This window comes from Serratia sp. SA088 (assembly GCF_049065515.1).
Lineage (GTDB): Bacteria > Pseudomonadota > Gammaproteobacteria > Enterobacterales > Enterobacteriaceae > Serratia > Serratia nematodiphila.
Genome location: NZ_JBAKGW010000001.1, coordinates 313051 through 333714 on the forward strand (window position 1 = coordinate 313051; position 20664 = coordinate 333714).

Genomic DNA, 20664 nt, shown 5'->3' on the forward strand with positions numbered 1-20664 from the left:
CTGTCCTTGACGGGCCCGGCATGTCGCGCCCGTCATTCTCTTTCGTGAAACAAAGGCGATACCCGTGGTAACCACATATTCGATGGCAATCCTGCCGCGGCAGGGACAACGCTGGCTGGCGGGAATGGTGATGCTGACGCTGAGCGGCTGCGCTTATATTCCGCATAAACCGCTGGTGGACGGCGCGACCACGGCGCAGCCCGCGCCGGCCAGCGCGCCGATGCCGAACGGCTCGATCTTCCAGACGGTGCAGCCGATGAACTACGGCTATCAGCCGCTGTTCGAAGACCGCCGTCCGCGCAACGTCGGCGACACCCTGACCATCGTGCTGCAGGAAAACGTCAGCGCCAGCAAGAGCTCCTCCGCCAACGCCAGCCGCAACGGCGCCAGCAAGTTCGGCGTCGCCACCTCGCCGCGTTACCTCGACGGCCTGTTGGGCAATGCGCGCGCCGATATGGACATTTCCGGCGACAGCACCTTCGGCGGCAAGGGCGGCGCCAACGCCAACAACACCTTCAACGGCACCATTACGGTGACGGTCAACCAGGTACTGGCCAACGGCAACCTGCACGTGGTGGGGGAAAAGCAGATCGCCATCAACCAGGGCACCGAATTCATCCGCTTCTCCGGCGTCGTCAACCCGCGCACCATCAGCGGCAACAACTCGGTGACCTCGACGCAGGTGGCGGACGCGCGTATCGAATACGTCGGCAATGGCTATATCAACGAAGCGCAGACCATGGGCTGGCTGCAGCGCTTCTTCTTAAATGTTTCACCGTTCTAAGGATTGACTGATGCTGAAAAAATGGTTTATCGCGCTGTTCGTCGGGCTGGTGTGCTTGCCGGCGGCGGCGGAGCGCATCCGCGATCTGGTGACGGTGCAGGGCGTGCGAGACAACGCCCTGATCGGCTACGGCCTGGTGGTGGGGTTGGACGGCTCCGGCGACCAGACCATGCAGACGCCGTTCACCACCCAAAGCCTGAGCAATATGCTGTCGCAGCTGGGCATCACCGTGCCGCCGGGCACCAACATGCAGCTGAAAAACGTGGCGGCGGTGATGGTGACCGCCAAACTGCCGCCGTTCTCGCGCGCCGGGCAGAATATCGACGTGGTGGTTTCTTCGATGGGCAACGCCAAGAGCCTGCGTGGCGGCACCCTGCTGATGACGCCGCTCAAAGGCGTGGATAACCAGGTTTATGCGCTGGCGCAGGGCAACGTGCTGGTGGGCGGCGCGGGCGCGGCGGCCGGCGGCAGCAGCGTGCAGGTCAACCAGTTGGCGGGCGGGCGCATCAGCAACGGCGCCACCATCGAACGCGAGTTGCCGACCACCTTCGGCAGCGGCGGGGTGCTCAACCTGCAGCTGAACGACGAGGATTTCACGCTGGCGCAGCAGATCAGCGACGCCATCAACCGCCAACGCGGCGGCGGCACCGCGACGCCGCTCGACGCCCGCACCATTCAGGTGCTGGTGCCGCAGGGCAACAGCTCTCAGGTGCGCTTCCTGGCGGAGATTCAAAACATCACCGTCAACGTCGGCGCGATGGACGCCAAGGTGATCATCAACTCGCGCACCGGGTCGGTGGTGATGAACCGCGATGTGATCCTCGACTCTTGCGCCGTCGCCCAGGGCAACCTGTCGGTGGTGGTCGATCGGCAGAACACCGTCAGCCAGCCAACGACCCCGTTCGGCGGCGGCCAGACGGTGGTGACGCCAAACACCCAGATCTCGGTGCAACAGCAGGGCGGATCGCTGCAGAAGGTGAACGCCAGCGCCAACCTGAACAATGTGATCCGCGCGCTGAATGCGCTGGGTGCCACGCCGATCGATCTGATGTCGATCCTGCAGGCGATGCAGAGCGCCGGCTGCCTGCGCGCCAAGCTGGAAATCATCTGATGGCCGGCGATCTGATGGCGATGTCGGGCGCGGCCTATGACGCCCAGGCGCTGAACGGCCTGAAGCGCGACGCGGCGGCCGACCCGCAGGGCAACCTCAAGCAGGTGGCCCAGCAGGTAGAAGGCATGTTCGTGCAGATGATGCTGAAAAGCATGCGTTCCGCCTTGCCGCAGGACGGGGTATTGAGCAGCGATCAAACGCGGCTCTATACCTCGATGTATGACCAGCAAATCGCCCAGCAGATGTCGCAAAAAGGGCTGGGGCTGGCCGACATGATGGTCAAGCAGATGAGCAACGCCAACGCGGTGCCGAGCGAAACGGCGGGCCTGTCGCCGATGGCGCTGGACAACGAGGTGCTGCAAACGCTGCCGAACCAGGCGCTGGAGCAGATGGTGCGCCGGGCGATGCCGAAAGCCCCGCCGGCCGCCGCGCCGCTGTCGCTCAACAACGGCAACTTCGTCGCGCGCCTGTCGATACCGGCGAAGGTCGCCAGCCAGCAGAGCGGCATTCCGCATCAGCTGATCGTCGCGCAGGCGGCGCTGGAGTCCGGCTGGGGGCAGCGCGAGATCCCGACCTCAGACGGCACGCCGAGCTACAACCTGTTCGGCATCAAGGCCGGCGGCAGCTGGAACGGGCCGGTGACGGAGATCACCACCACCGAGTTCGAACAGGGCGCGGCGAAGAAGGTGAAGGCGAAGTTCCGCGTCTACGGCTCGTACGTCGAAGCGATCGCCGATTACGTCAAACTGCTGACCAACAACCCGCGCTACGCCGACGTGGCCGCCGCGCGCAGCCCGGAACAGGCGGCGCATGCGCTGCAGCGCGCCGGCTATGCCACCGATCCCCAGTACGCCAGCAAGTTGGTCAGCGTGATTCAGCAGATGAAGAACGCCGGGGAGCAGGCGGTGAAAGCTTACACCCACGATCTGAAAGATTTGTTCTAAATCCCCGTCATTCTTGACGCCGCAGCGGCGCCAATGAGTTAGGGGATCGGCGGCAATGGAGGCTGGCTGGATGCTGACCGCATTGCCGCTTTTTTTCCTCAAGTTCTTCTCATTTTTGCCGATAACCGAAACAGGCTGAGCGAACAGGCTCAGCAGCTCAATTAAGAACCCTGTGGGCCACCGGCGCCGCAGCATAAGGAATTCCGATGTCCAATAGCTTAATCAATACCGCGATGAGCGGGCTGAATGCGGCTCAGGTGGCGCTCAGTACCGTCAGCAACAACATCTCCAACTACAACGTGGCGGGCTACAACCGCCAGACCGCGATCCTGGCGCAGAACGGCGGCATGGCCACCATGAGCGGCTTTATCGGCAACGGCGTGACCGTCACCAGCGTCAACCGCGAGTACAACCAGTTCATCACCAACCAGCTGCGCGGCGCACAAAGCGCGTTCGGGGCGCAAAACGCCTATTACGAGAAGATTTCGCAGATCGACAACCTGTTGGCGAGCAAGACCAACCCGCTGTCGACCAACATGCAGGACTTCTTCACCAACCTGCAGAACCTGGTGAGCAACGCCGGTGACGACGCCGCGCGCCAGACGGTGCTGGGCAAGGCCAACGGCCTGGTGAACCAGTTCAACAACACCGATAAATTCCTGCGCGACATGGATAACGGCGTTAATCAACAGATCAGCGATACGGCGCAGCAGATCAACAGCTACGGCCAACAGATCGCCAAACTGAACGACGAGATCACCCGCCTGCGCGGCAGCGCCGGCGGCGAGCCGAATGCGTTGCTGGATCAGCGCGATCAGCTGGTCACCGAATTGAACCAGCTGGTGGGCGTACAGGTCACGCAACAGGACGGCGACGCCTATACCGTCTCCTTCGCCAACGGCTTGACCCTGGTGCAGGGCAGCAACACCTATCAGGTGGAAGCCGTGCCTTCCAGCAGCGATCCTTCCCGTCTGACCATCGGCTATAACCGCGGCAACGGCGCCAGCGAAGTGCCGGAAGGCCAGATCACCAGCGGCACGCTGAGCGGCGTGCTGAAATTCCGCAGCGAAACGCTGGACGGCGTGCGCAATCAGCTGGGCCAGTTGGCGCTGGCGATGGCGGACAGCTTTAACCAACAGCATCGCGCCGGCTTCGATCTGAACGGCGACGCGGGCGGCGACTTCTTCAGCTTCAGCGGCGGCCGGGTGGTGGATAACACCCGCAACACCGGCGACGCGTCGCTGTCGGTCTCTTACACCGATACCGGCAAGGTGAAGGCCAACGATTATCGCGTCGAGTTCGACGGCAGCAACTGGCAGGTCAGCCGCCTGCCGGACAACGTAAAAGTCAACGCGACGCCGGGCACCAGCGCCGACGGCAAGCCGACGCTGAACTTCGACGGGTTGGAAGTGAGCATCGACGGCAATGCGCAGGCCAAAGACAGCTTCACCGTGAAGCCGGTCAGCGACGTGGCGGGCAATCTGAAAGTGGCCATCACCGATTCGTCCAAGATCGCCGCCGCCGGTAAAGACGACAGCGGCCGCGGCGATAACGAAAACGCCAAGAAGCTGCTGGATCTGCAAACCAAAAACCTGGTGGACGGCAAGGCGACCCTGAGCGGCGCTTACGCCGGCATCGTCAGCGGCGTCGGCAACCAGACCGCTGCCGCCAAGGCCATCGCCACCTCGCAGGCCAAGATCGTCACGCAGCTGGGCGCGCAACAGCAGTCGATGTCCGGCGTCAACCTTGACGAAGAGTATGGCGAGCTGCTGCGTTTCCAGCAGTACTACATGGCCAACGCGCAGGTGATTCAGACCGCCAGCTCGCTGTTCGACGCGCTGCTGAATATTCGTTGATTTCATTGTTAATCGGCGCCGATAACGGCGCCGGTCGCTCAGAGTAAGGAACCCACAGCATGCGCATGAGCACCAGCATGATGTACCAACAGAACATGAACGGCATCACGGGCAACCAGTCGCTGTTCATGAAGGCGGCCGAGCAGCTTTCCTCGGGCAAGCGGGTGATCAACCCGTCCGACGATCCGCTGGCGGCGTCGCGCGCGGTGATGTTGTCGCAATCGCAGGCGGAAAACAGCCAGTACACGCTGGCGCGCACCTTCGCTCGTCAGAACGTGTCGATGGAAGAAACGGTCTTGGCCGGAGCGACCTCCACCATCGCGGACATGAAGGCGCTGATCGTCAACGCCGGCGGCACCGAAAGCGATAACGACCGCCAGTCGCTGGCCACCCAGCTGCAGGGGCTGAAAGATCAGCTGCTGAACCAGGCCAACAGCACCGACGGCAACGGCCGCTATATGTTCGGCGGATACGTGAACGACAAGGCGCCGTTTGTCGACAACGGCGGCACCGTCAGCTATCAGGGGGGCGACAAGACGGTAGAGCAGAAAGTGGACGCCAACCGCACCATGACCATCGGCCATACCGGCAACGCGGTGTTCATGTCGTTGACCAGCAACCCGAAGCCAGAGCCGGACGGCAGCGCGCCGGTCAGCAACATTTTCGAGAGCATCGACATCGCGTTGAATGCGCTGAAAATCCCGCTGCAGGGCGCCGACGAGGCCACCAAGCAGCAGGTGAACGATGCGCTGGCGAAAGCCAACCGCGGCCTGGACAACTCCTACAACAACGTGCTGAGCGTGCGCGCCGAGCTGGGCAGCCAGCTGCAGGAGATGGATCAACTGGACAGCATCGGCAAAGAGCGTGACATGACCAACCAGATCCAGATGAGCGCGCTGACGGATGCCGACCTGGCCGAGTCTATCTCGTCTTATTTCATGCAGCAGGCGGCGCTGCAGGCGTCGTATAAAACCTTTAGCGATATGCAGGGCATGTCGTTGTTCCAGATGAATCGTTAAGAGCAATACCCCGTTGCCTGACCGCGACGGGTTTCCCTTTAGTGCGCTTAGAAAATGCCCTCTCCGCCCCGCGGGGAGGGAGGCTTCTTGAAACCGGGCGCACTCGTTTGGCGCGTCGTTCGTTCTCCCACTACTGACTGAGCGACGCGCCTTTTTTTGTCTGCGTGTTCCCATTCACCTTAAGCCTTAGCGGAAAGGCACGCCGCGATCCCTATCGCCGCCGTTATTGCCGTCGCCGGCACCGCCCATCCGTTGCATTTCTTCTCTGGTCAGTTCTCTCAGCATAGGTCGATCTCCTGTTAACGCGACTTGGCGTTATTTTTAGGGACGTTGTTTTCGATTTGAGGCTTGCGGCTCTCATTGAACAGCCACCGTATTGGCGTATAGAGGCACTCGGCCAACTTCAATGAGCCAAATAAAGTAAACGGGATGATGACGAAACTATCGACGCCAGGCGGAAGAACAAATAATCCCCAGGAAAAACCCAGCGTATTTAAAATAGTGCTCATGATCAAAAGGGCGATGCTGCTGATGAATAAATCACTCAGCTGGAATTTTATCTTCATGTTTACACCGATTATATTTGGGTGAGGATTGCAGCGTGCTGTCTGTAAGGTTGCTTCCAATATAACGCTGGGGGGATAAGGTGGGAAATCTATTTTTCTTGTCAGTGAATAAATAAGAGATGTGAGTAAAGCAAATTATTAATGCATTACCTTTAAATTTAGCGTGGCAGCGAGGGCGACGTGCTGCATTATTTCATTCCTGACAATGAAATGCACAGGATGTCGACATGGCTTGCCGACGGGTGATCAATGCCGGTTACGGCAGGAGCCGGGTTGCCGTTCCGGTGCAGCGTCGAATGGCGCAGCAGAGGCCGGATACGGGCGCAACCCGGAATGTTTTGCTAAAAACCGTACGGGATTATTTCTTTTTCTTCACCACTTTCCATTTTTCACCGGCGGCCGTTTCGCTGATGGCAACTTTAAATTTGTTGCTTTTCCAGTGGGCCATGCCGAATAACCGGCGTGCTTTGCGGTTGCTTTTCGCTTTAATCATGATCTCGCTCCTGTAGTTAGCAAAGGTCGATGCTGCGCCCTGCAGCCGGCAGGCTGCCAGACGCATTTATTCAGGGTGTAAGTTATCTACCACGCATTTAACCCTGCGTGGCTGCGTTATTTTGTTTTTCTCTAACCAATAAGTTTGTATTATCGCCGCGGGTGACTGACGGGGTGCGGGCGATATTTTTTCTACCGGGTCTATTTTAAGTCGGGGTTTTATTTATTCAAGCCGCCGGAGACATTTGAACCTTAATCCGGATAAAAGCCGTTTCTCAGGCTTTTGTCCCAAGAAAGCGTTTTTATTGCCATTTTGTCTCAGGCGGAAGAGGGGGAAAGGAAGGTGCCGCACAGGGGCTCAGAAGGTCATGCCGCCGATCACCGCCGCCAGTCGATCGAACACTTCGCCGAACAGATGTTCGCAGAACGGCGCCAGCATCGGCATCATCATGCCCAGCGTCATGATGCCGAAGGTCATGGTGACCGGGAAGCCGATCACGAACACCGACAGCTGCGGCGTCATGCGGTTGAGCAGGCCGAGCGCCATGTTGAGCGTCAACAGCAGGCAGATCAGCGGCAGCGCCAACATCATGCCGTTGATGAAGATCAGCGAGCCGACCTGGGTTAACACCAGGAAACCGTTGCCGTTCAGCGGCTGCGTTTGGACAGGCAGGGTATGGAAGCTGTCAGCCAGCAGCGAAATCAGCCACAGATGGCCGTCGAAGCTGAGGAACAGCAACATCGCCAGCAGGTTAAGCAGGCGCGCCAGCACCGGCATGTTCGGGCCGCCGCTGGGATCGAAGAAGGTGGCGAACGACAGGCCCATCTGCATGCCGATCACTTCGCCCGCCAGGCGCACCGCCGCGAAGGCGAACTGCATGGTCAACCCCAGCGCCACGCCGATCAGTATTTGCTGAATCGCCAGCCACAGGCCGGCGGCGGAGAAGATGGGAATATTGCTGGCGGGCAGCGTCGGCGCGATCAGGATGACGATCAGCCCGCCAAGGCCGATTTTGACCTTTTTGCTGATTTGCTTTTCGCTGAATATCGGCGCGGTGCTGATCAGCGCCAGAATGCGCAGCAGCGGCCAAAAATAGTGGCTGAGCCAGACGGTGAGCTGGGCGCTGTCGAAAGTGAGCACGGTCAGCCGATCAGGGTAGGCAGGTTGCTGAACAGGGTGCGCATGTAGTCCAGCAACAGGTTCAGCATCCAGGGGCCGGCGATGATGATGGTGGCCACTACCGCCAGAATTTTGGGGATGAACGACAGCGTCATTTCGTTGATCTGGGTGGCGGCCTGCAGCAGGCTGACCACCAGGCCGCTGATGAGCGCCGCCAGCAGCAGCGGGGCGGCCAGCGCCAGCGCCACTTTCATCGCCTCGGTGCCGAGCGCCATAACCGATTCAGGTGTCATCTCGCTTTCTCCGGTCAGGGGTTACGAATAGAAGCTCTGCGCCAGCGAGCCGAGCAGCAGCTGCCAGCCATCGACCAGCACGAACAGCATCAGCTTGAACGGCAGCGAGATGGTGGCGGGCGGCACCATCATCATCCCCAGCGCCATCAGCACGCTGGCGACCACCAGGTCGATGATCAGGAACGGAATGAACACCGTAAAGCCGATCTGGAAAGCGGTTTTCAGTTCGCTGGTGACGTAGGCGGGCAGCAGGATGCGCATCGGCACCGCTTCCGGGCCGGCCAGCGGCGGCTGATTGGCCAGTCTGGCGTACAGCGCGAGATCGGTTTCGCGCGTTTGGCGCAGCATGAACTCGCGCAGCGGCTGCGCGCCTTTATCCAGCGCGACCTCCAGCCCGATTTTGTCCTGGCTGAACGGCAGGTAGGCGTCCTGATAGACCTTGTCGAACACCGGCGACATGATGAAGAAGGTCAGGAACAGCGCCAGCCCCAGCATCACCTGGTTCGGCGGCGCCGACGGCGTGCCCAGCGCGTTGCGCAGCAGCCCGAGCACGATGATGATGCGGGTGAAGCTGGTCATCATCAGCAGCATGGCCGGCAGGAAGGTCAGCGAGGTCAACAGCACCAGCGTCTGCACCGGCAGCGACCAGCTTTGGCCGCCGTTGGCCAGCGGCTGGCTGATCAGCCCCGGCAGTTGTGCAAAAGCCGCCGGGCTGATCAGCAGCAGGGCGGCAGGGAGCCAAACCGCCGGGCGGCGGACGAGGGTATGAAGAGTCGAGGTCATGCCGATTTTTCCGGGCGTTTCAGTACTTTTTGCATCAGTTGGCGGAAGTCCGCCGGTGTCGCCGCGTTGGTCTCGCCCTCGTCTTTCGGCGGGGCGGGCAGGGTGTGCAGCGGGGTGATCTGCTGGGCGGTGACGCCCAAGACCAGCAAGGTGTCGTCGATTTCCACCACCACCACGCGTTCGCGCTGCCCGACCTGGCAGCTGGCGCGCAGGTTGAGCAGTTTGTTGTTGCGCGCCTGCGGGGCGAACCCCAGCCGACGGAACAGCCAACCGGCCAGCAGGATCAGCAGCAGAATGCCGCCGAGCGCGCTGCTGACCTGCATCAACACCGAACCGGCCGGCAGGGCCGGCGCGGCGGGTTGTTGGGTGCTTTGCACGGTAACGGGCGCGGCGGCGGTCATCAGCGGCTCAGTCGACGCATGCGTTCGGACGGGGTGATGATGTCGGTGATGCGCACGCCGAACTTGTCGGCCACCACCACCACTTCACCTTGTGCGATCAGGTAACCGTTGATCAGGATATCCAGCGGTTCGCCGGCCAGGCCGTCCAGCGCCACCACCGAGCCTTGCGACAGGCGCAGCAGCTCTTTGATGGTCATCTTGGTGCGCCCCAGTTCCACGGTCAGCTTGACCGGAATATCCAGGATCAGGTCGATATCCTGCAGGCTGCCGAGCGCATCCTGAGCTTCCAGCGACTTGAACACCCCTTCGGTGCTCGCGCCGGATTTCTCTGAAGACTGCTGCTCGTTAAACGCATCAGCCCACAGATCGTCCACGGATTCCTTTCCTTCGCCAGACGGTTGCTTAGGATCACTCATTGGGCTGTTCCTCACTCAGAGCATTCAAAATAGGGTTAATCAAATGTTCAACACGCAGGGCGTATTGCCCGTTTAACGTGCCGTATTGGCTGGTCAGAACCGGTACGCCGTCCACATGGGCGATCAGGCGTTCCGGCTTGTCTATCGGTAATACATCGCCCGGTTGCAGCTTCAGGACTTTTGACAGCCGCATCGGGATATCGACGAAGTTGGCGGTAAGCGTAAGTTCGGAGTGCTGCACCTGCTTCACCAGCGTTTCGCGCCAGTGGCTGTCTTCCTGCCGCGAATTTTCCAGCGGCGGGTTGGTCAACAGCTCGCGCAGCGGTTCGATCATCGCGAACGGAATGCAGATGTTGAACTCGCCGGTCAGCGCGCCGATCTCCACCTGGAACGGCGTGGTGACCACGATGTCGTTCGGCGAGGTGGTGATGTTGGTGAACTTCACCTGCATTTCGGCGCGCACGTACTCTACGTCGATCTTGTAGATGGCGCTCCAGGCGTCGCCGTAGGCGTCCAGCGCCAGGCGCAGCATGCGCTTGATCACCCGCTGTTCGGTCGGGGTGAACTCGCGGCCTTCGACCTTGGTCGGGAAGCGTCCGTCGCCGCCGAACAGGTTATCGACGGCGATGAACACCAGGCTCGGCGCGAACACGAACAGGGCGGTGCCGCGCAGCGGATTCAGATGCACCAGGTTCAGGTTGGTCGGCACCGGCAGGTTGCGGGCGAACTCGTGATACGGCTGGATTTTGATAGGGCCGACGGTAATGTCCGGGCTGCGGCGCAGCAGGTTGAACAACCCCATGCGGAACTGCCGGGCAAAACGTTCGTTGATGATTTCCAGCGCGTGCAGGCGCTCGCGCACCACGCGGCGCTGGGTGTTCGGATCGTAAGGCTTGACCTCGCTCTCTTTGCCGACCACCGCCTCGGGTTCATCACCCGCGCTGTCGCCGTTGAGCAAGGCGTCGATCTCTGCCTGTGAAAGAATGCTATCGCCCATAGTGATTACCGCAGTATGAAGGCGGTGAACAGCACGTCGCTGACCACCTGCTTCGGTTGTCCCTTAACCAGCGGCGGGCTGAGCACGTCCTTAATCTGCGCCACCAACTGTTGCTTCCCTTGTTCATTGGCCAGCTGGCTCGCTTCCTGACGGGAGAGCAGCATCAGCAGACGGCTGCGCACTTCCGGCAGAAAATCGTTCAGCTGGCGGCGGGTACTTTCGTCCGGCAGACGCAGCGTGAGGCCGATGTACAGCACGCGATCCGGGTTGTTGTCCGGCGTCACCAGGTTGACGGTAAAGGTGTCGAGCGGCATGAACACCGGCGCGGCCGGCGGTTGCTGTTTGGCTGCGGCCGGTTCGGCGCCGTTTTTATGCTGTTGCAGCAGCCACCAGCTGTAGCCCGCGGCGCCACAGGCGACGACGCTGATCAACACCAGCAGGATGACCAGAAGGGGGCGTTTCGGTGCTGCCGGAAGGGAGTTCTGAGACATAGCGAAATCTAATTCCTGTTGTTCCACCCGCGGCCGGCGAGGCGGCGGGCATAGCGCGCGGCAAAGCCGCACGCATGACATGTAAAGGTATTATCGCGTCTATTGTGGCGTGCAATAGCCTGAATAGACGCGCAAATGGGTGCCAGCTTGGGCGTTTGCGGCGACTTAGGCGAAAATATCGACGCCGTTGACCGCGCTGGCCATACGCTGCAGCGTCGCCGGTGCGCTGACGCCCTCGGCGGCTGCGCCGTCAGCGCCATGATGTTCAGCATAGCTGGAACGGCCCTGGCCGTTGGAAGCCTGCTGTTGCGCCTGCTGCCAGTGCGGGGTGGACTCGCCGCCCACGCTGCTCTGCCCCAGGTTGATACCGCTCTCCGCCAGCGCGTGCCGCAGCTGCGGCATCGCCGCTTCCACCGCCGCACGCACCTGACCGTGCGCGGAGGCGATGTGCAGCTGCGCCTGCTGGTCGTCCAGTTTCAGCGTGATCTGCAAGGCGCCCAGTTCCTGCGGGTGCAGGCGCAGCTCGGCGCTCTGCTGGCCGTTGCGGTGGAACATCAGCACCTGTTGGTTCAACGCCTGCTGCCATTCCGGGCTGCCCAGCTGCGCGTTGAGCTGCGGAGCCGGCGGTGCAGTCACCAGCGCGCTGGCCGGAGCGGCCGTTTGCGTCGGGCTGGCGGCGGCCAGGGCGACAGCGTGATTGAGCGTCGGTTGCTGCTGCGCATCGTTCGCCGGCAGCGGCTGTGCGGCGTTTGCGCGTTCACCGCTGGTCGGCTGCGGGAGCGCCGCGGCAGCGTTGTCGCCATCGGTAGCCGGCGCTTTCGCGCCCGTCACCGCCGGGGCGGAGGCCGCCGACGAGCGCGCGGCGGTGTTATCACCGGCCGCCGCGATGTTCAGCAGGCCGTTGCCGGGCTGCAGCGCAGTGGCCTCGTCAGCGTTTTCCATCGGCAGCGACCGTTGGCCTTCGGCCGGTTGCGCCTGAGCGACGATCGCGGCCGGCAGCATGGCGTACAGCGCCTGCAGCGTCGCGGCATCCAGCTCTTTGGCGGCGACGATCGGCGGCTGCGCCGGTTTATCGCCGGCGGCGGGCGCATCGCCTTCAACGGCTTCAGAAGAAGGCGCGTCGGCTGAGGCTGACAGGTTCGGCAACAGGCCGCCGCGCTCGCCGAAGGTGGCCAGCAGCTGATTGAGCTGGTTGCGGCTCAGGGCCGGGGCGCGCTCCTCGTCCGCGCTCAGCGTGGCCGGCTGAGGTTTGCCATCGGCGGCGGGCGCGAAACGCGCGCCGAGCAGCTGGGCAAAAGCGGACGACAGCTGGCTTTCGTCCAGCGCCGAGGTCAGTTCGGTCAGACCGCCGGCGTCGCCGGGTAAGGCCAGGCCGGGCAGGGCGTTCAGATTCATGGGTTGATATTCCTTTGTGCGCTGCGTTGAGCGAATTCATCCATCAATTTTTGATCCCGTTTGTTCTCCTGCTGCTGCTCCGCGTTCATTGCGCGGGTATGCAGGGTTTCGAAAGCGTTCAGCCGCTGTTGTTTGTCTTGCCATTGCTTCACCGCGTGATCCACTTTCTGCCCCCACTGCAGCAGCTGCTGGCGGTGCTGGTCGATGGCCTGCTCCAGCGTGCCGATAAACTGCTGGTAGTTTTGCCAGCGTGAGCTGTCCATGCCGTCGCAGAGCGTATGATTCAGCTTCTGGCGGTATTCGTCCTGATAGTTGAGCAGCATCGACAGCTGTTGCTCCGCCGCTTGCTGCGCCTGCCGCACCTGACCCAGCTGTTGCGCGGCTTGCTCCACCGCATCCTGCGCCAGATCGCGCAGGGTAATCAGGGGGGATTGTGATTTCATCGCTGTGCGCCTCTGGTGACGTTAAACAATCAACTGCTGCAGCTGTTGACAGGCTTCATCATAGCCGCTGCGTTCGAAGATACCCTGCTGCAGGTAGGCTTCCATCTGCGGGTACAGCGTCATCGCTTTGTCCAGCAATGGATCGCTGCCCGCCGCGTAGGCGCCGACGCTGATCAGATCGCGGTTGCGTTGATAGCTGGCCAGCATCTGTTTGAAGGTGCGAACCCGGCGGTAATGCTCTTCGTCGATCAGCGACGTCATGGCGCGGCTGATTGACGCTTCGATGTCGATCGCCGGGTAGTGGCCGGCCTCCGCCAGCCGCCGCGACAGCACCACGTGGCCATCGAGGATGGCGCGCGCCGAGTCGGCGATCGGATCTTGCTGATCGTCCCCCTCGGTCAACACGGTGTAGAAAGCGGTGATGGAGCCGCCGCCGCTGATGCCGTTGCCCGCGCGTTCCACCAGCGCAGGCAGCTTGGCGAAGACCGAAGGCGGATAGCCTTTGGTCGCCGGCGGCTCGCCGATGGCCAGGGCGATCTCACGCTGCGCCATGGCGTAGCGGGTAAGGGAGTCCATGATCAGCAACACATGCTGCCCGCGGTCGCGGAAATCTTCGGCGATGCGGGTGGCGTAAGCCGCCCCCTGCATGCGCAGCAGCGGCGACACGTCCGCCGGTGCTGCGATCACTACCGAGCGCGCGCGGCCTTCGGCACCGAGAATGTTCTCGATAAAGTCTTTGACCTCGCGGCCTCGTTCGCCGATCAGGCCAACGACGATCACATCCGCCTGGGTATAACGGGCCATCATGCCGAGCAACACGCTCTTACCGACGCCGGAGCCGGCGAACAGGCCCATGCGTTGGCCGCGACCGACGGTCAGCAGGCCGTTGATGGTGCGCACCCCCACGTCCAGCACCTGCTCGATCGGCGTGCGCTGCAAGGGATTGAACGGCGCGGTGATCAGCGGCGCGCGGTAACCGGTTTCCGGCGAAGGCAGGCCGTCGAGCGGTTTGGCGCTGCCGTCCAGCACGCGCCCCAGCAGGGCCGGGCCGAGCGGCAGCTGTTTGCCGGCGCTTTGGCCTTCCGGCGCGATACGGGCGTAAACCCGCGCGCCCGGCACGATGCCTTCCACTTCTTCCAGCGGCATCAGGAATAGCCGCTGGCCGTTGAAGCCGACCACTTCGCTTTCCACTTCCTGCACTTCACCGGCGTCGTGCCGTTCGATGAGACAGGTCGCGCCGAGCGGCAGCTGCAGGCCGGTGGCCTCCAGCACCAGCCCGGTGGCGCGGGTCAGGCGACCGTAGCGGCGCACCGTCGGCGCGCGGGCGATGCGCTTTTCCAGCGTATCCAGAGAGCTCAGCCAGCGGCCGAGACGCGCAGTCATCAGACTTCTCCCGGTGCCGCCAGGCGGCACAGTTCATGCCAGCGCGTCGCCAGGCTGGCGTCGAGATCGCCTTCCTCGGCGCTGACCTTGCAGCCGCCCGGATGCAGTTCACCGTCCGCCAGCAGGCGCCAGCCGTGCAGGCTGAGGGTGACCCCCAGCTGCTGCTCGACGCGCGGGTAGTCGTCCGGGTGGACCCGCAGCTGCGGCTTGCCGTTGAACATCGGTTCCTGCTGGATCAACTGTTGGATCTGCGCGAGCAGGGCGGTGCCGTCGCACACCGGCGGCTGGCCCAGCACCTGTTTGGCGGCGGTCAACGCCAACTGCATCAACCGTGACGCGATCACGCTGTCGAGCGCGTCCAGCGTGTGCTGGAATTCGGTAACCAACTGCTGCCAGTGGGCGGTCAGCGGCTGTTGCTGCTGCTGCGCTTCCAGCAGCCCTTGCTGACGGCCTTCTTCCAGACCGGACTGAAAACCGGCCTCATAGCCTTTCTGCTGGCCGTCGGCATAGCCCAGTTGCTGGCCCTGTTGCTCCGCCTGCAGGCGCAGCGTCGCCAGCTGCTGCTGTAATTCGGCCTGCGCGTCCGGCGACGGATCGTCAAGTTCGAGATCCGGCAATGGCGGCAGGTCGAGAACCGGTTTCTGTTCGCCCAAATCGTTGAGCGACCAGGGCTGCCAGGGCAGGGTGTTAATGCGATCAGACATAGGTGTCCTCGCCGCCGCCGATGATCATTTCGCCGGTTTCCGCCAGGCGTCTTACCACCAGCAGGATGGCTTTCTGCTCGTTCTCCACCTGCGACATGCGCACCGGCCCACGGTTGGCCAGGTCGTCGCGCAGGATGTCGGCGGCGCGTTGTGACATGTTCTTGAGGAACTTCTCGCGCAGCGGCTGTTCGGCGCCTTTCAACGCGATCAGCAGCGACTCGCCTTCCACTTCCTGCAGCAGGCGTTGGATGCTGCGATCGTCGACTTCCACCAGGTTTTCGAACAGGAACATCTCGTCGATGATCTTCTGCGCCAGCTCGCCGTCGTATTCGCGCATCGCGTCGATGACCGCTTCTTCCTGCTGGGTTTTCATCAGGTTGATGATCTCGGCGGCGGTGCGCACCCCGCCCATTTTGCTGCGCTTGAGGTTCTGGCCGTCGAGCAGGTTGTTCAGCACTTCGGTCAGTTCCGCCAACGCCGCCGGCTGCACGCCGCCGAAGGTGGCGATACGCAGCATCACGTCGTTGCGCAGGCGTTCGTCGAACAGGGCCAGGATGTCCGCCGCCTGGCCGCGTTTGAGGTGCACCAGAATGGTGGCGATGATCTGCGGGTGTTCGTCGCGGATCAGATCGGCGGCGCTCTGCGGCTCCATAAAGTTGAGCGTTTCCATGCCGGTGGTGGTCTCGCGCGATTCGAGAATGTCTTCCAACAGGCTGGCGGCGCGCTCTTCGCCCAGCGCCTTGACCAGCACCGAGCGCAGGTAGTCGCTGGCGTTGACGCTCAGCGCCGCATATTGCTCGGCGTCGTCTTCAAACTCGGTCAGTATCTCGCCGAGCTGTTTGTGTGAAACCTGGCTCATGCCGGCCATGGTGCCGCTCAGCAGCTGTACTTCGCGCGAGGAGAGGTGTTTGAACACCTCCGCCGCGCGATCTTCACCCAGCGTCATCAGCAAGATGGCGCTTTTGTCGGTTCCGGTCAGGCTCATATCTCGTTACTCATCCATTGGCGGATTACCAGAGCGACCACGCGCGGGTCTTTGTCAGCCAGATCGCGGATCCGCTGGCTCTGGACTTCTGCGCTGACGCGCTGCTGCGATTTGCGACGCTGCGCCAGCTCCTCGTTGCTCGGTTTATTGCTGTCGGCCGCTTTGGCGGCAGGGGCGTTGGCGGCGGCGAGGGCGGCCTGTTGCGCCGCCTGGCGCTGTTGCAGCTGCGGCCGCACCAGTTTGCGCCACAGCAGCCAGGCCACCAGCAGCACCAGCAGATAGCGGCCCGCGTCGATCAGGCGATCGATGAACGACTGGCTTTGCCAGAACGGCAATTCACCGCCGGTCACCTGGCTGTCGGTAAACGGCGTGTTGACCACGTTCAGGGTATCGCCGCGGCTGCTGGAGTAGCCCATCGCTTCACGCACCAGCGCTTCGATCTGCGCCAGCTGTTCTTTGCTCATCGGCTGCGGTTTGCCGTCTTTATCCGCGCCGAGGTAGTTGACCACCACGGCGACCGACAGACGCTGCACGGTGCCGGCTTTTTGCTGGGTATGACGGATGGTGCGATCGAGCTCGTAGTTGGTGGTCGCGTCGCGACGGGTATTTTGCGGCACGCCGCTGGCCGCCGCGCTGCGGGTGGTCGCGGCGTTTTGCGTGGTGGCGTTGGCGTTATTGCCCGCCGCCGGCTTGGCGGTTTCAATCGGCGCGGTGGCCGGCGCGCTCGGTTGGTTGGATAGCGCGCCCGGCACGCCACCCACCTGCGGCCCGCCGATCTGCTCGCTCAGGCTGGTTTGCTGGGAGCGGATAGCGGCTTTGTCCGGCTGCTGGTTCGGCTGGTACTGTTCATCGGTTTGCTCGCGCGTGGCGAAGTCGATCTGCGCCGTGACCTGCGCACGCACGTTGGCGCTGCCGACCACCGGGGCGAGGATCGCTTCGATGCGGCGCTGGAAGCCGTTTTCCACTTCGTTGGCGTATTTCAGCTGCGAGGCGTTGAGATCGCGCCCGGTGCCGTCGGACTGAGTCAGCAGGCGACCGGCCTGATCGACCACGGTCACGTTGCCCGGCGGCAGACCGGCAACGCTGCTCGACACCATATAAACGATGGCGTTTATCTGGCCGTCGTCCAGCGCACGGCCGGGTTGCAGGGTGAGCGTTACCGAGGCGGAAGGGGATTTCTGTTCGCGCACGAACAGCGAAGGTTTAGGCAGCGCCAGGTGAACGCGGGCGTTTTGCACCGGCCCCAGCGATTCGATGGTGCGCGACAGCTCGCCCTCGAGGGCGCGCTGATAGTTAATCTGCTCGCTGAACTGGCTGATGCCGAATTTTTCCTGATCCAGCAGTTCGAAGCCGACGGCGCCGCCTTTCGGCAGCCCTTGCTGCGCCAGGCGCAGACGGGTTTCATGCACCTTTTCCGCCGGGATCAGCAGCGCCGCGCCATTCTCGGCAAAGCGGTAAGGGATATTCATCTGCGTCAACTGGGTGACGATGGCGCCGCCGTCGCGGTCGTTCAGATTGCTGTACAGCACGCGGTAGTCGGGGCTTTTCACCCACAACAGCAGCGCGACGACGATCGCGATCGCGGCGGAAGCGGCGACCAGCAACGGAATTTTCGGGTTGGCGCGCAGACGGTTCCAGATGGCCTGCAGGCCGTTGTCGCGGCTTTCGCCGGCGGTTATCGAAGCACTCATTTTAGGTCTCGTCCTTCAATGGCGCTCACGATCCCGTACGGGCCGCTGAGCAGCTCCCTGCCAGGCTGATGAACGGTATGGTTAGCGTTGTGTGACAAAACAGACTCCCTGATACACATATCTTCTAAATAGCGGCGCTCCCATTTCTGGGCAGGCCATTATTCGCCTTATCAGACAATTCCGATTGCCCGATAAGCCGGGTTTTTTGCAGTTAATTAACCGCTTTAGGTCCGAAAACGCTGTGCTAGGGTGTGCATCATTGGAGAAGTGCAGGGTGAAAACGTCACCCGGCGAGACGAGAGGATTGAGGACCAGATGGCGATTCAGGGCATTGAAGGGGTACTGCAGCAGATGCAGACCATGGCGGTTCAGGCCGGCAAGATGGGGCAGAATGCGGCGCCGCAGGGCGTCAGCTTCGCCAGCGAACTGACCGCGGCGCTCGGCAAGATCAGCGAGACCCAGCAAACGGCGCGCAAACAGGCGCAGGACTTCGAGCTGGGCGCGCCAGGCATCAGCCTGAACGATGTGATGGTCGATCTGCAGAAATCGTCGGTCTCTTTGCAACTGGGCGTGCAGGTGCGCAACAAGCTGGTGGCGGCCTACCAGGACATCATGAATATGCCGGTGTGATGAACGTGCCGACTATTTTTCGGTGAAATTTGGCTCGGCGCTGTTACCTTAGAGTGACGGCCAGTCCGACAATGCTGAAGCCGCAGCGCCAACCGAGGAAAAAAAACCAGCTATCGAAATAGCTGGCTGAAGGTGCGATAAAACATTTATGTCATGTAGGAGCGTCGACAGCCGCTCGAGGTGGCGTCAACGCGATTATCATATTTGTTATATTATAACAAATCAATGCTGTCGTGCGTTTGCTTCAGCCCGCCAATTCTGCGATCCGCCGGTGGGCGTTCGCCAGCCCCTGATCGCGGCCGTGCGGTTTCATATCCAGCCCTTCGGCATAGATAAATTGCACGTCGCCGATCCCCATCAGCCCCAGCACCGAACGCAGGTAGGGCGTTACGGCATCGGTCGGATGCCCGGCGTGCATGCCGCCGCGTGAACTGAATACCAGCGCATTGACGCCTTCCACCAACCCCACCGGGTAGGTGGCGGTATAGTTGAAGGTCATCCGGGCGCGGGCTACCAGATCGAACCAGTTTTTCAGCTGGGTCGGGACGTTGAGGTTGTACATCGGCGCGCCGAGCAGCAGAAGATCGCTCTCTTTCAGTTCGGCAATCAGCCGGTCGGAGAGCGCCACCGCCGCTTTGGCGCGTGGGCTGATGTTTTCCGCGCCGCGCAGCGCACCGAACAGCTCGCCGTCCAATACCGGCAGATCCAACGCCGTCAGATCGTGTTCGACGATCCGATCTTCGTGTCCTTTCGCCTTACGCGCCGCCAGATAGCGGTCAATCAGGTTATTGGTCTGCGAGTCATTTCCCATAATGCTGGATTTGAGTACCAGTATTTTTTTCATGCTGTTGTCCTCTGACGGTCATCTGTGGTTTTCACCGGGGATTCGGAATGACAGCAGGTTATCATTGCTTGAGGTTCACCAGTGGTGATAGGTTTTCACTAAATTGATTCCAATTTGGAAGCGTTAAGATGAAAAGCGATCTGAGTGCGCTGCCGGCCTTTGTTGCCGTAGCGGAAGGCGGCAGTTTCGCCGCCGCCGCAGAGAAACTGCATCTGACGCGCTCTGCGGTCAGCAAAATCGTGTCGCGTCTCGAGGCTCGGCTTGGCGTGATGTTGTTTATGCGCACCACGCGCAGCCTGAGCCTGACGGATGAAGGGGCGCTGTACTATGAGCACTGCCGACAGGCGTTGGCAAACATTCAGGCGGCGGAAAACCAGCTCGACAGCGGCAAGATGCAGGTCAGCGGCCGGCTTAGAGTCTCGGTGCCGGTGCTGTTCGGCCATTTGTGCATTGCGCCCGTGTTGACGGCGCTGGCGAATGAGCATCCCTTACTGACGCTGGAGATTTCATTCAGCGACCGCAGGATCGATCTCGTCGACGAGGGGTTCGATCTGGCGGTTCGCATTGGCGAGCTGGCGGACAGCGGCAGCCTGGTAGCCCGGCGCTTGGGCGAACACGGCATGCTGCTGTGCGCCTCGCCCGATTATCTGCAGCGCTGCGGTGAACCGAGAACGGTAGAGGCGTTAAGCCGACATCAGGCGGTGGGGTATCTGCATGCCGGGGCCGTGCTGCCCTGGCAGCTTCGCGGTGAAAACGGCGAGCTGCGGCCGTTCAGGCCACCGGCCAAGATGATGATGGATGACATGCAGGGGATCGTCGATGCGGTATCCGCCGGCGCCGGTATTGCCTGGTTGCCGGAGTGGCTGGTGCGCGAGCGCTTGATGGCGGGGACGTTGGTGGAGATCATGCGCGGTGAGCCCAGCCTCAGTTTCCCGGTGAACGTCGTGTGGCCCTATATGCCTTACCAGCCGCTCAAGGTGCGGCTGGCGGTAGACAAACTGGTGGCGGAGCTGCCGGGAAAATTGGCGCTTGCGGCACCGTGGGTATCGCATCGCTCATGGCCGGTGCCATAACCGACTAATGTACCGAATAGAGGGCAGAAAATGGTGCTGTCAGGTTTATTGAATGCGCAGGTGACCGTTTATTATTACGTGATTAGTAGGGTTATTATTCGAGGCCGGTCAATGAGCACGAAAAGCGAATCCAGATGGCGTCTGATCAGTATTTTAATGTTGACGCTGCTGGCGGTATTAATTGGCGTTCTGGTTAAACTGGACTGAAGTCTGACCAGACGATAAAAAGCCTGGCCGTTTTAT

At 61.8% G+C, this 20664-nt stretch carries 23 protein-coding genes; 7 read left to right on the forward strand and 16 right to left on the reverse strand.

Annotation, left to right across the window (positions count from 1 at the left end):
• The first annotated feature begins 82 nt into the window (after positions 1–82).
• The 5 genes from flgH (at position 83) to flgL (ending at position 5714) form a co-directional block, all read left to right on the forward strand.
• Complete coding sequence (gene flgH / locus ACOWVD_RS01505; protein ID WP_004934817.1) at positions 83–784, forward strand: flagellar basal body L-ring protein FlgH; 702 nt, start codon at positions 83–85, stop codon at positions 782–784.
• A gap of 10 nt (positions 785–794) precedes the next feature.
• Complete coding sequence (locus ACOWVD_RS01510) at positions 795–1895, forward strand: flagellar basal body P-ring protein FlgI (protein ID WP_049240620.1); 1101 nt, start codon at positions 795–797, stop codon at positions 1893–1895.
• Positions 1895–2839 carry a flagellar assembly peptidoglycan hydrolase FlgJ gene (gene flgJ / locus ACOWVD_RS01515; RefSeq protein ID WP_021504087.1) on the forward strand — a complete coding sequence of 315 codons (945 nt, stop codon included), beginning with the start codon at positions 1895–1897 and terminating at the stop codon, positions 2837–2839. The genes ACOWVD_RS01510 and flgJ overlap by 1 nt, the downstream gene beginning before the upstream one ends.
• A 206-nt stretch (positions 2840–3045) precedes the next feature.
• Positions 3046–4695: a flagellar hook-associated protein FlgK gene (gene flgK, locus ACOWVD_RS01520; protein ID WP_033643519.1), complete on the forward strand. Its 1650-nt coding sequence runs from the start codon at positions 3046–3048 to the stop codon at positions 4693–4695.
• Between the two features lie 59 nt (positions 4696–4754).
• Entirely contained in the window at positions 4755–5714 is a 960-nt protein-coding gene (gene flgL / locus ACOWVD_RS01525; RefSeq protein WP_060559816.1) for a flagellar hook-associated protein FlgL, read from the forward strand.
• A 299-nt stretch (positions 5715–6013) separates the two neighbouring features.
• Here the strand turns inward: flgL and ACOWVD_RS01530 are convergent, their stop codons facing one another.
• The 15 genes from ACOWVD_RS01530 to fliF form a co-directional block, all read right to left on the reverse strand.
• On the reverse strand, positions 6014–6280 hold the full coding sequence (locus tag ACOWVD_RS01530; protein ID WP_049240616.1) for a hypothetical protein: 267 nt from the start codon (positions 6278–6280) through the stop codon (positions 6014–6016).
• Positions 6281–6638: 358 nt separating this feature from the next.
• Entirely contained in the window at positions 6639–6773 is a 135-nt protein-coding gene (gene sra / locus ACOWVD_RS01535) for a stationary-phase-induced ribosome-associated protein (protein WP_004934807.1), read from the reverse strand.
• A gap of 357 nt (positions 6774–7130) precedes the next feature.
• Positions 7131–7913 (reverse strand): flagellar biosynthetic protein FliR, encoded by a 783-nt coding sequence (gene fliR, locus ACOWVD_RS01540; RefSeq protein WP_021504085.1) that lies wholly within the window; start codon positions 7911–7913, stop codon positions 7131–7133.
• Positions 7914–7915: 2 nt separating this feature from the next.
• Positions 7916–8185 carry a flagellar biosynthesis protein FliQ gene (gene fliQ, locus ACOWVD_RS01545; protein WP_004934803.1) on the reverse strand — a complete coding sequence of 90 codons (270 nt, stop codon included), beginning with the start codon at positions 8183–8185 and terminating at the stop codon, positions 7916–7918.
• Between the two features lie 21 nt (positions 8186–8206).
• On the reverse strand, positions 8207–8968 hold the full coding sequence (gene fliP, locus ACOWVD_RS01550; protein WP_004934802.1) for a flagellar type III secretion system pore protein FliP: 762 nt from the start codon (positions 8966–8968) through the stop codon (positions 8207–8209).
• Positions 8965–9369, reverse strand: coding sequence for a flagellar biosynthetic protein FliO (gene fliO / locus ACOWVD_RS01555; RefSeq protein ID WP_049240613.1), 405 nt, complete (start codon positions 9367–9369; stop codon positions 8965–8967). Before fliO ends, fliP begins: the two co-directional genes overlap by 4 nt.
• Positions 9369–9785: a flagellar motor switch protein FliN gene (fliN, locus tag ACOWVD_RS01560; protein ID WP_004934799.1), complete on the reverse strand. Its 417-nt coding sequence runs from the start codon at positions 9783–9785 to the stop codon at positions 9369–9371. The genes fliO and fliN overlap by 1 nt, the downstream gene beginning before the upstream one ends.
• Entirely contained in the window at positions 9778–10782 is a 1005-nt protein-coding gene (fliM, locus tag ACOWVD_RS01565) for a flagellar motor switch protein FliM (protein WP_049240611.1), read from the reverse strand. Before fliM ends, fliN begins: the two co-directional genes overlap by 8 nt.
• Positions 10783–10787: 5 nt before the next feature.
• Complete coding sequence (fliL, locus tag ACOWVD_RS01570) at positions 10788–11273, reverse strand: flagellar basal body-associated protein FliL (RefSeq protein WP_004934797.1); 486 nt, start codon at positions 11271–11273, stop codon at positions 10788–10790.
• 165 nt (positions 11274–11438) lie between these two features.
• A complete protein-coding gene (locus ACOWVD_RS01575; RefSeq protein ID WP_421105388.1) occupies positions 11439–12668 on the reverse strand; it encodes a flagellar hook-length control protein FliK in 1230 nt (409 codons plus the stop codon).
• Positions 12665–13111: a flagellar export protein FliJ gene (gene fliJ, locus ACOWVD_RS01580; RefSeq protein WP_004934783.1), complete on the reverse strand. Its 447-nt coding sequence runs from the start codon at positions 13109–13111 to the stop codon at positions 12665–12667. Before fliJ ends, ACOWVD_RS01575 begins: the two co-directional genes overlap by 4 nt.
• A 21-nt stretch (positions 13112–13132) precedes the next feature.
• Positions 13133–14494 carry a flagellar protein export ATPase FliI gene (gene fliI, locus ACOWVD_RS01585; RefSeq protein ID WP_004934781.1) on the reverse strand — a complete coding sequence of 454 codons (1362 nt, stop codon included), beginning with the start codon at positions 14492–14494 and terminating at the stop codon, positions 13133–13135.
• Positions 14494–15198 carry a flagellar assembly protein FliH gene (gene fliH / locus ACOWVD_RS01590; protein ID WP_044031017.1) on the reverse strand — a complete coding sequence of 235 codons (705 nt, stop codon included), beginning with the start codon at positions 15196–15198 and terminating at the stop codon, positions 14494–14496. The genes fliI and fliH overlap by 1 nt, the downstream gene beginning before the upstream one ends.
• Positions 15191–16183, reverse strand: a complete 993-nt coding sequence (fliG, locus tag ACOWVD_RS01595) for a flagellar motor switch protein FliG (protein ID WP_004934775.1) — start codon at positions 16181–16183, stop codon at positions 15191–15193. The genes fliH and fliG overlap by 8 nt, the downstream gene beginning before the upstream one ends.
• Positions 16180–17874: a flagellar basal-body MS-ring/collar protein FliF gene (gene fliF, locus ACOWVD_RS01600; RefSeq protein ID WP_171403843.1), complete on the reverse strand. Its 1695-nt coding sequence runs from the start codon at positions 17872–17874 to the stop codon at positions 16180–16182. Before fliF ends, fliG begins: the two co-directional genes overlap by 4 nt.
• A gap of 315 nt (positions 17875–18189) precedes the next feature.
• Here fliF and fliE point away from each other — a divergent pair, with 315 nt between their 5' ends.
• Positions 18190–18504: a flagellar hook-basal body complex protein FliE gene (fliE, locus tag ACOWVD_RS01605; RefSeq protein ID WP_004934773.1), complete on the forward strand. Its 315-nt coding sequence runs from the start codon at positions 18190–18192 to the stop codon at positions 18502–18504.
• A 244-nt stretch (positions 18505–18748) separates the two neighbouring features.
• On the opposite strand, the gene ACOWVD_RS01610 is transcribed toward fliE, so the two are convergent.
• Positions 18749–19348 (reverse strand): FMN-dependent NADH-azoreductase, encoded by a 600-nt coding sequence (locus ACOWVD_RS01610; RefSeq protein ID WP_049240607.1) that lies wholly within the window; start codon positions 19346–19348, stop codon positions 18749–18751.
• 128 nt (positions 19349–19476) lie between these two features.
• On the opposite strand from ACOWVD_RS01610, the gene ACOWVD_RS01615 reads away from it, so the two are divergent.
• A complete protein-coding gene (locus tag ACOWVD_RS01615; protein WP_049240605.1) occupies positions 19477–20421 on the forward strand; it encodes a LysR family transcriptional regulator in 945 nt (314 codons plus the stop codon).
• The last annotated feature ends 243 nt before the right edge of the window (positions 20422–20664 follow it).

Bases quoted from the DNA above. Each gene is read 5' to 3' on its own strand.
- flgH (WP_004934817.1), top strand. From the start codon at position 83: ATGGCAATCCTGCCGCGGCAGGGACAACGCTGGCTGGCGGGAATGGTG.
- ACOWVD_RS01510 (WP_049240620.1), top strand. From the start codon at position 795: ATGCTGAAAAAATGGTTTATCGCGCTGTTCGTCGGGCTGGTGTGCTTG.
- flgJ (WP_021504087.1), top strand. From the start codon at position 1,895: ATGGCCGGCGATCTGATGGCGATGTCGGGCGCGGCCTATGACGCCCAG.
- flgK (WP_033643519.1), top strand. From the start codon at position 3,046: ATGTCCAATAGCTTAATCAATACCGCGATGAGCGGGCTGAATGCGGCT.
- flgL (WP_060559816.1), top strand. From the start codon at position 4,755: ATGCGCATGAGCACCAGCATGATGTACCAACAGAACATGAACGGCATC.
- ACOWVD_RS01530 (WP_049240616.1), bottom strand. From the start codon at position 6,280: ATGAAGATAAAATTCCAGCTGAGTGATTTATTCATCAGCAGCATCGCC.
- sra (WP_004934807.1), bottom strand. From the start codon at position 6,773: ATGATTAAAGCGAAAAGCAACCGCAAAGCACGCCGGTTATTCGGCATG.
- fliQ (WP_004934803.1), bottom strand. From the start codon at position 8,185: ATGACACCTGAATCGGTTATGGCGCTCGGCACCGAGGCGATGAAAGTG.
- fliP (WP_004934802.1), bottom strand. From the start codon at position 8,968: ATGACCTCGACTCTTCATACCCTCGTCCGCCGCCCGGCGGTTTGGCTC.
- fliO (WP_049240613.1), bottom strand. From the start codon at position 9,369: ATGACCGCCGCCGCGCCCGTTACCGTGCAAAGCACCCAACAACCCGCC.
- fliN (WP_004934799.1), bottom strand. From the start codon at position 9,785: ATGAGTGATCCTAAGCAACCGTCTGGCGAAGGAAAGGAATCCGTGGAC.
- fliM (WP_049240611.1), bottom strand. From the start codon at position 10,782: ATGGGCGATAGCATTCTTTCACAGGCAGAGATCGACGCCTTGCTCAAC.
- fliL (WP_004934797.1), bottom strand. From the start codon at position 11,273: ATGTCTCAGAACTCCCTTCCGGCAGCACCGAAACGCCCCCTTCTGGTC.
- ACOWVD_RS01575 (WP_421105388.1), bottom strand. From the start codon at position 12,668: ATGAATCTGAACGCCCTGCCCGGCCTGGCCTTACCCGGCGACGCCGGC.
- fliJ (WP_004934783.1), bottom strand. From the start codon at position 13,111: ATGAAATCACAATCCCCCCTGATTACCCTGCGCGATCTGGCGCAGGAT.
- fliI (WP_004934781.1), bottom strand. From the start codon at position 14,494: ATGACTGCGCGTCTCGGCCGCTGGCTGAGCTCTCTGGATACGCTGGAA.
- fliH (WP_044031017.1), bottom strand. From the start codon at position 15,198: ATGTCTGATCGCATTAACACCCTGCCCTGGCAGCCCTGGTCGCTCAAC.
- fliG (WP_004934775.1), bottom strand. From the start codon at position 16,183: ATGAGCCTGACCGGAACCGACAAAAGCGCCATCTTGCTGATGACGCTG.
- fliF (WP_171403843.1), bottom strand. From the start codon at position 17,874: ATGAGTGCTTCGATAACCGCCGGCGAAAGCCGCGACAACGGCCTGCAG.
- fliE (WP_004934773.1), top strand. From the start codon at position 18,190: ATGGCGATTCAGGGCATTGAAGGGGTACTGCAGCAGATGCAGACCATG.
- ACOWVD_RS01610 (WP_049240607.1), bottom strand. From the start codon at position 19,348: ATGAAAAAAATACTGGTACTCAAATCCAGCATTATGGGAAATGACTCG.
- ACOWVD_RS01615 (WP_049240605.1), top strand. From the start codon at position 19,477: ATGAAAAGCGATCTGAGTGCGCTGCCGGCCTTTGTTGCCGTAGCGGAA.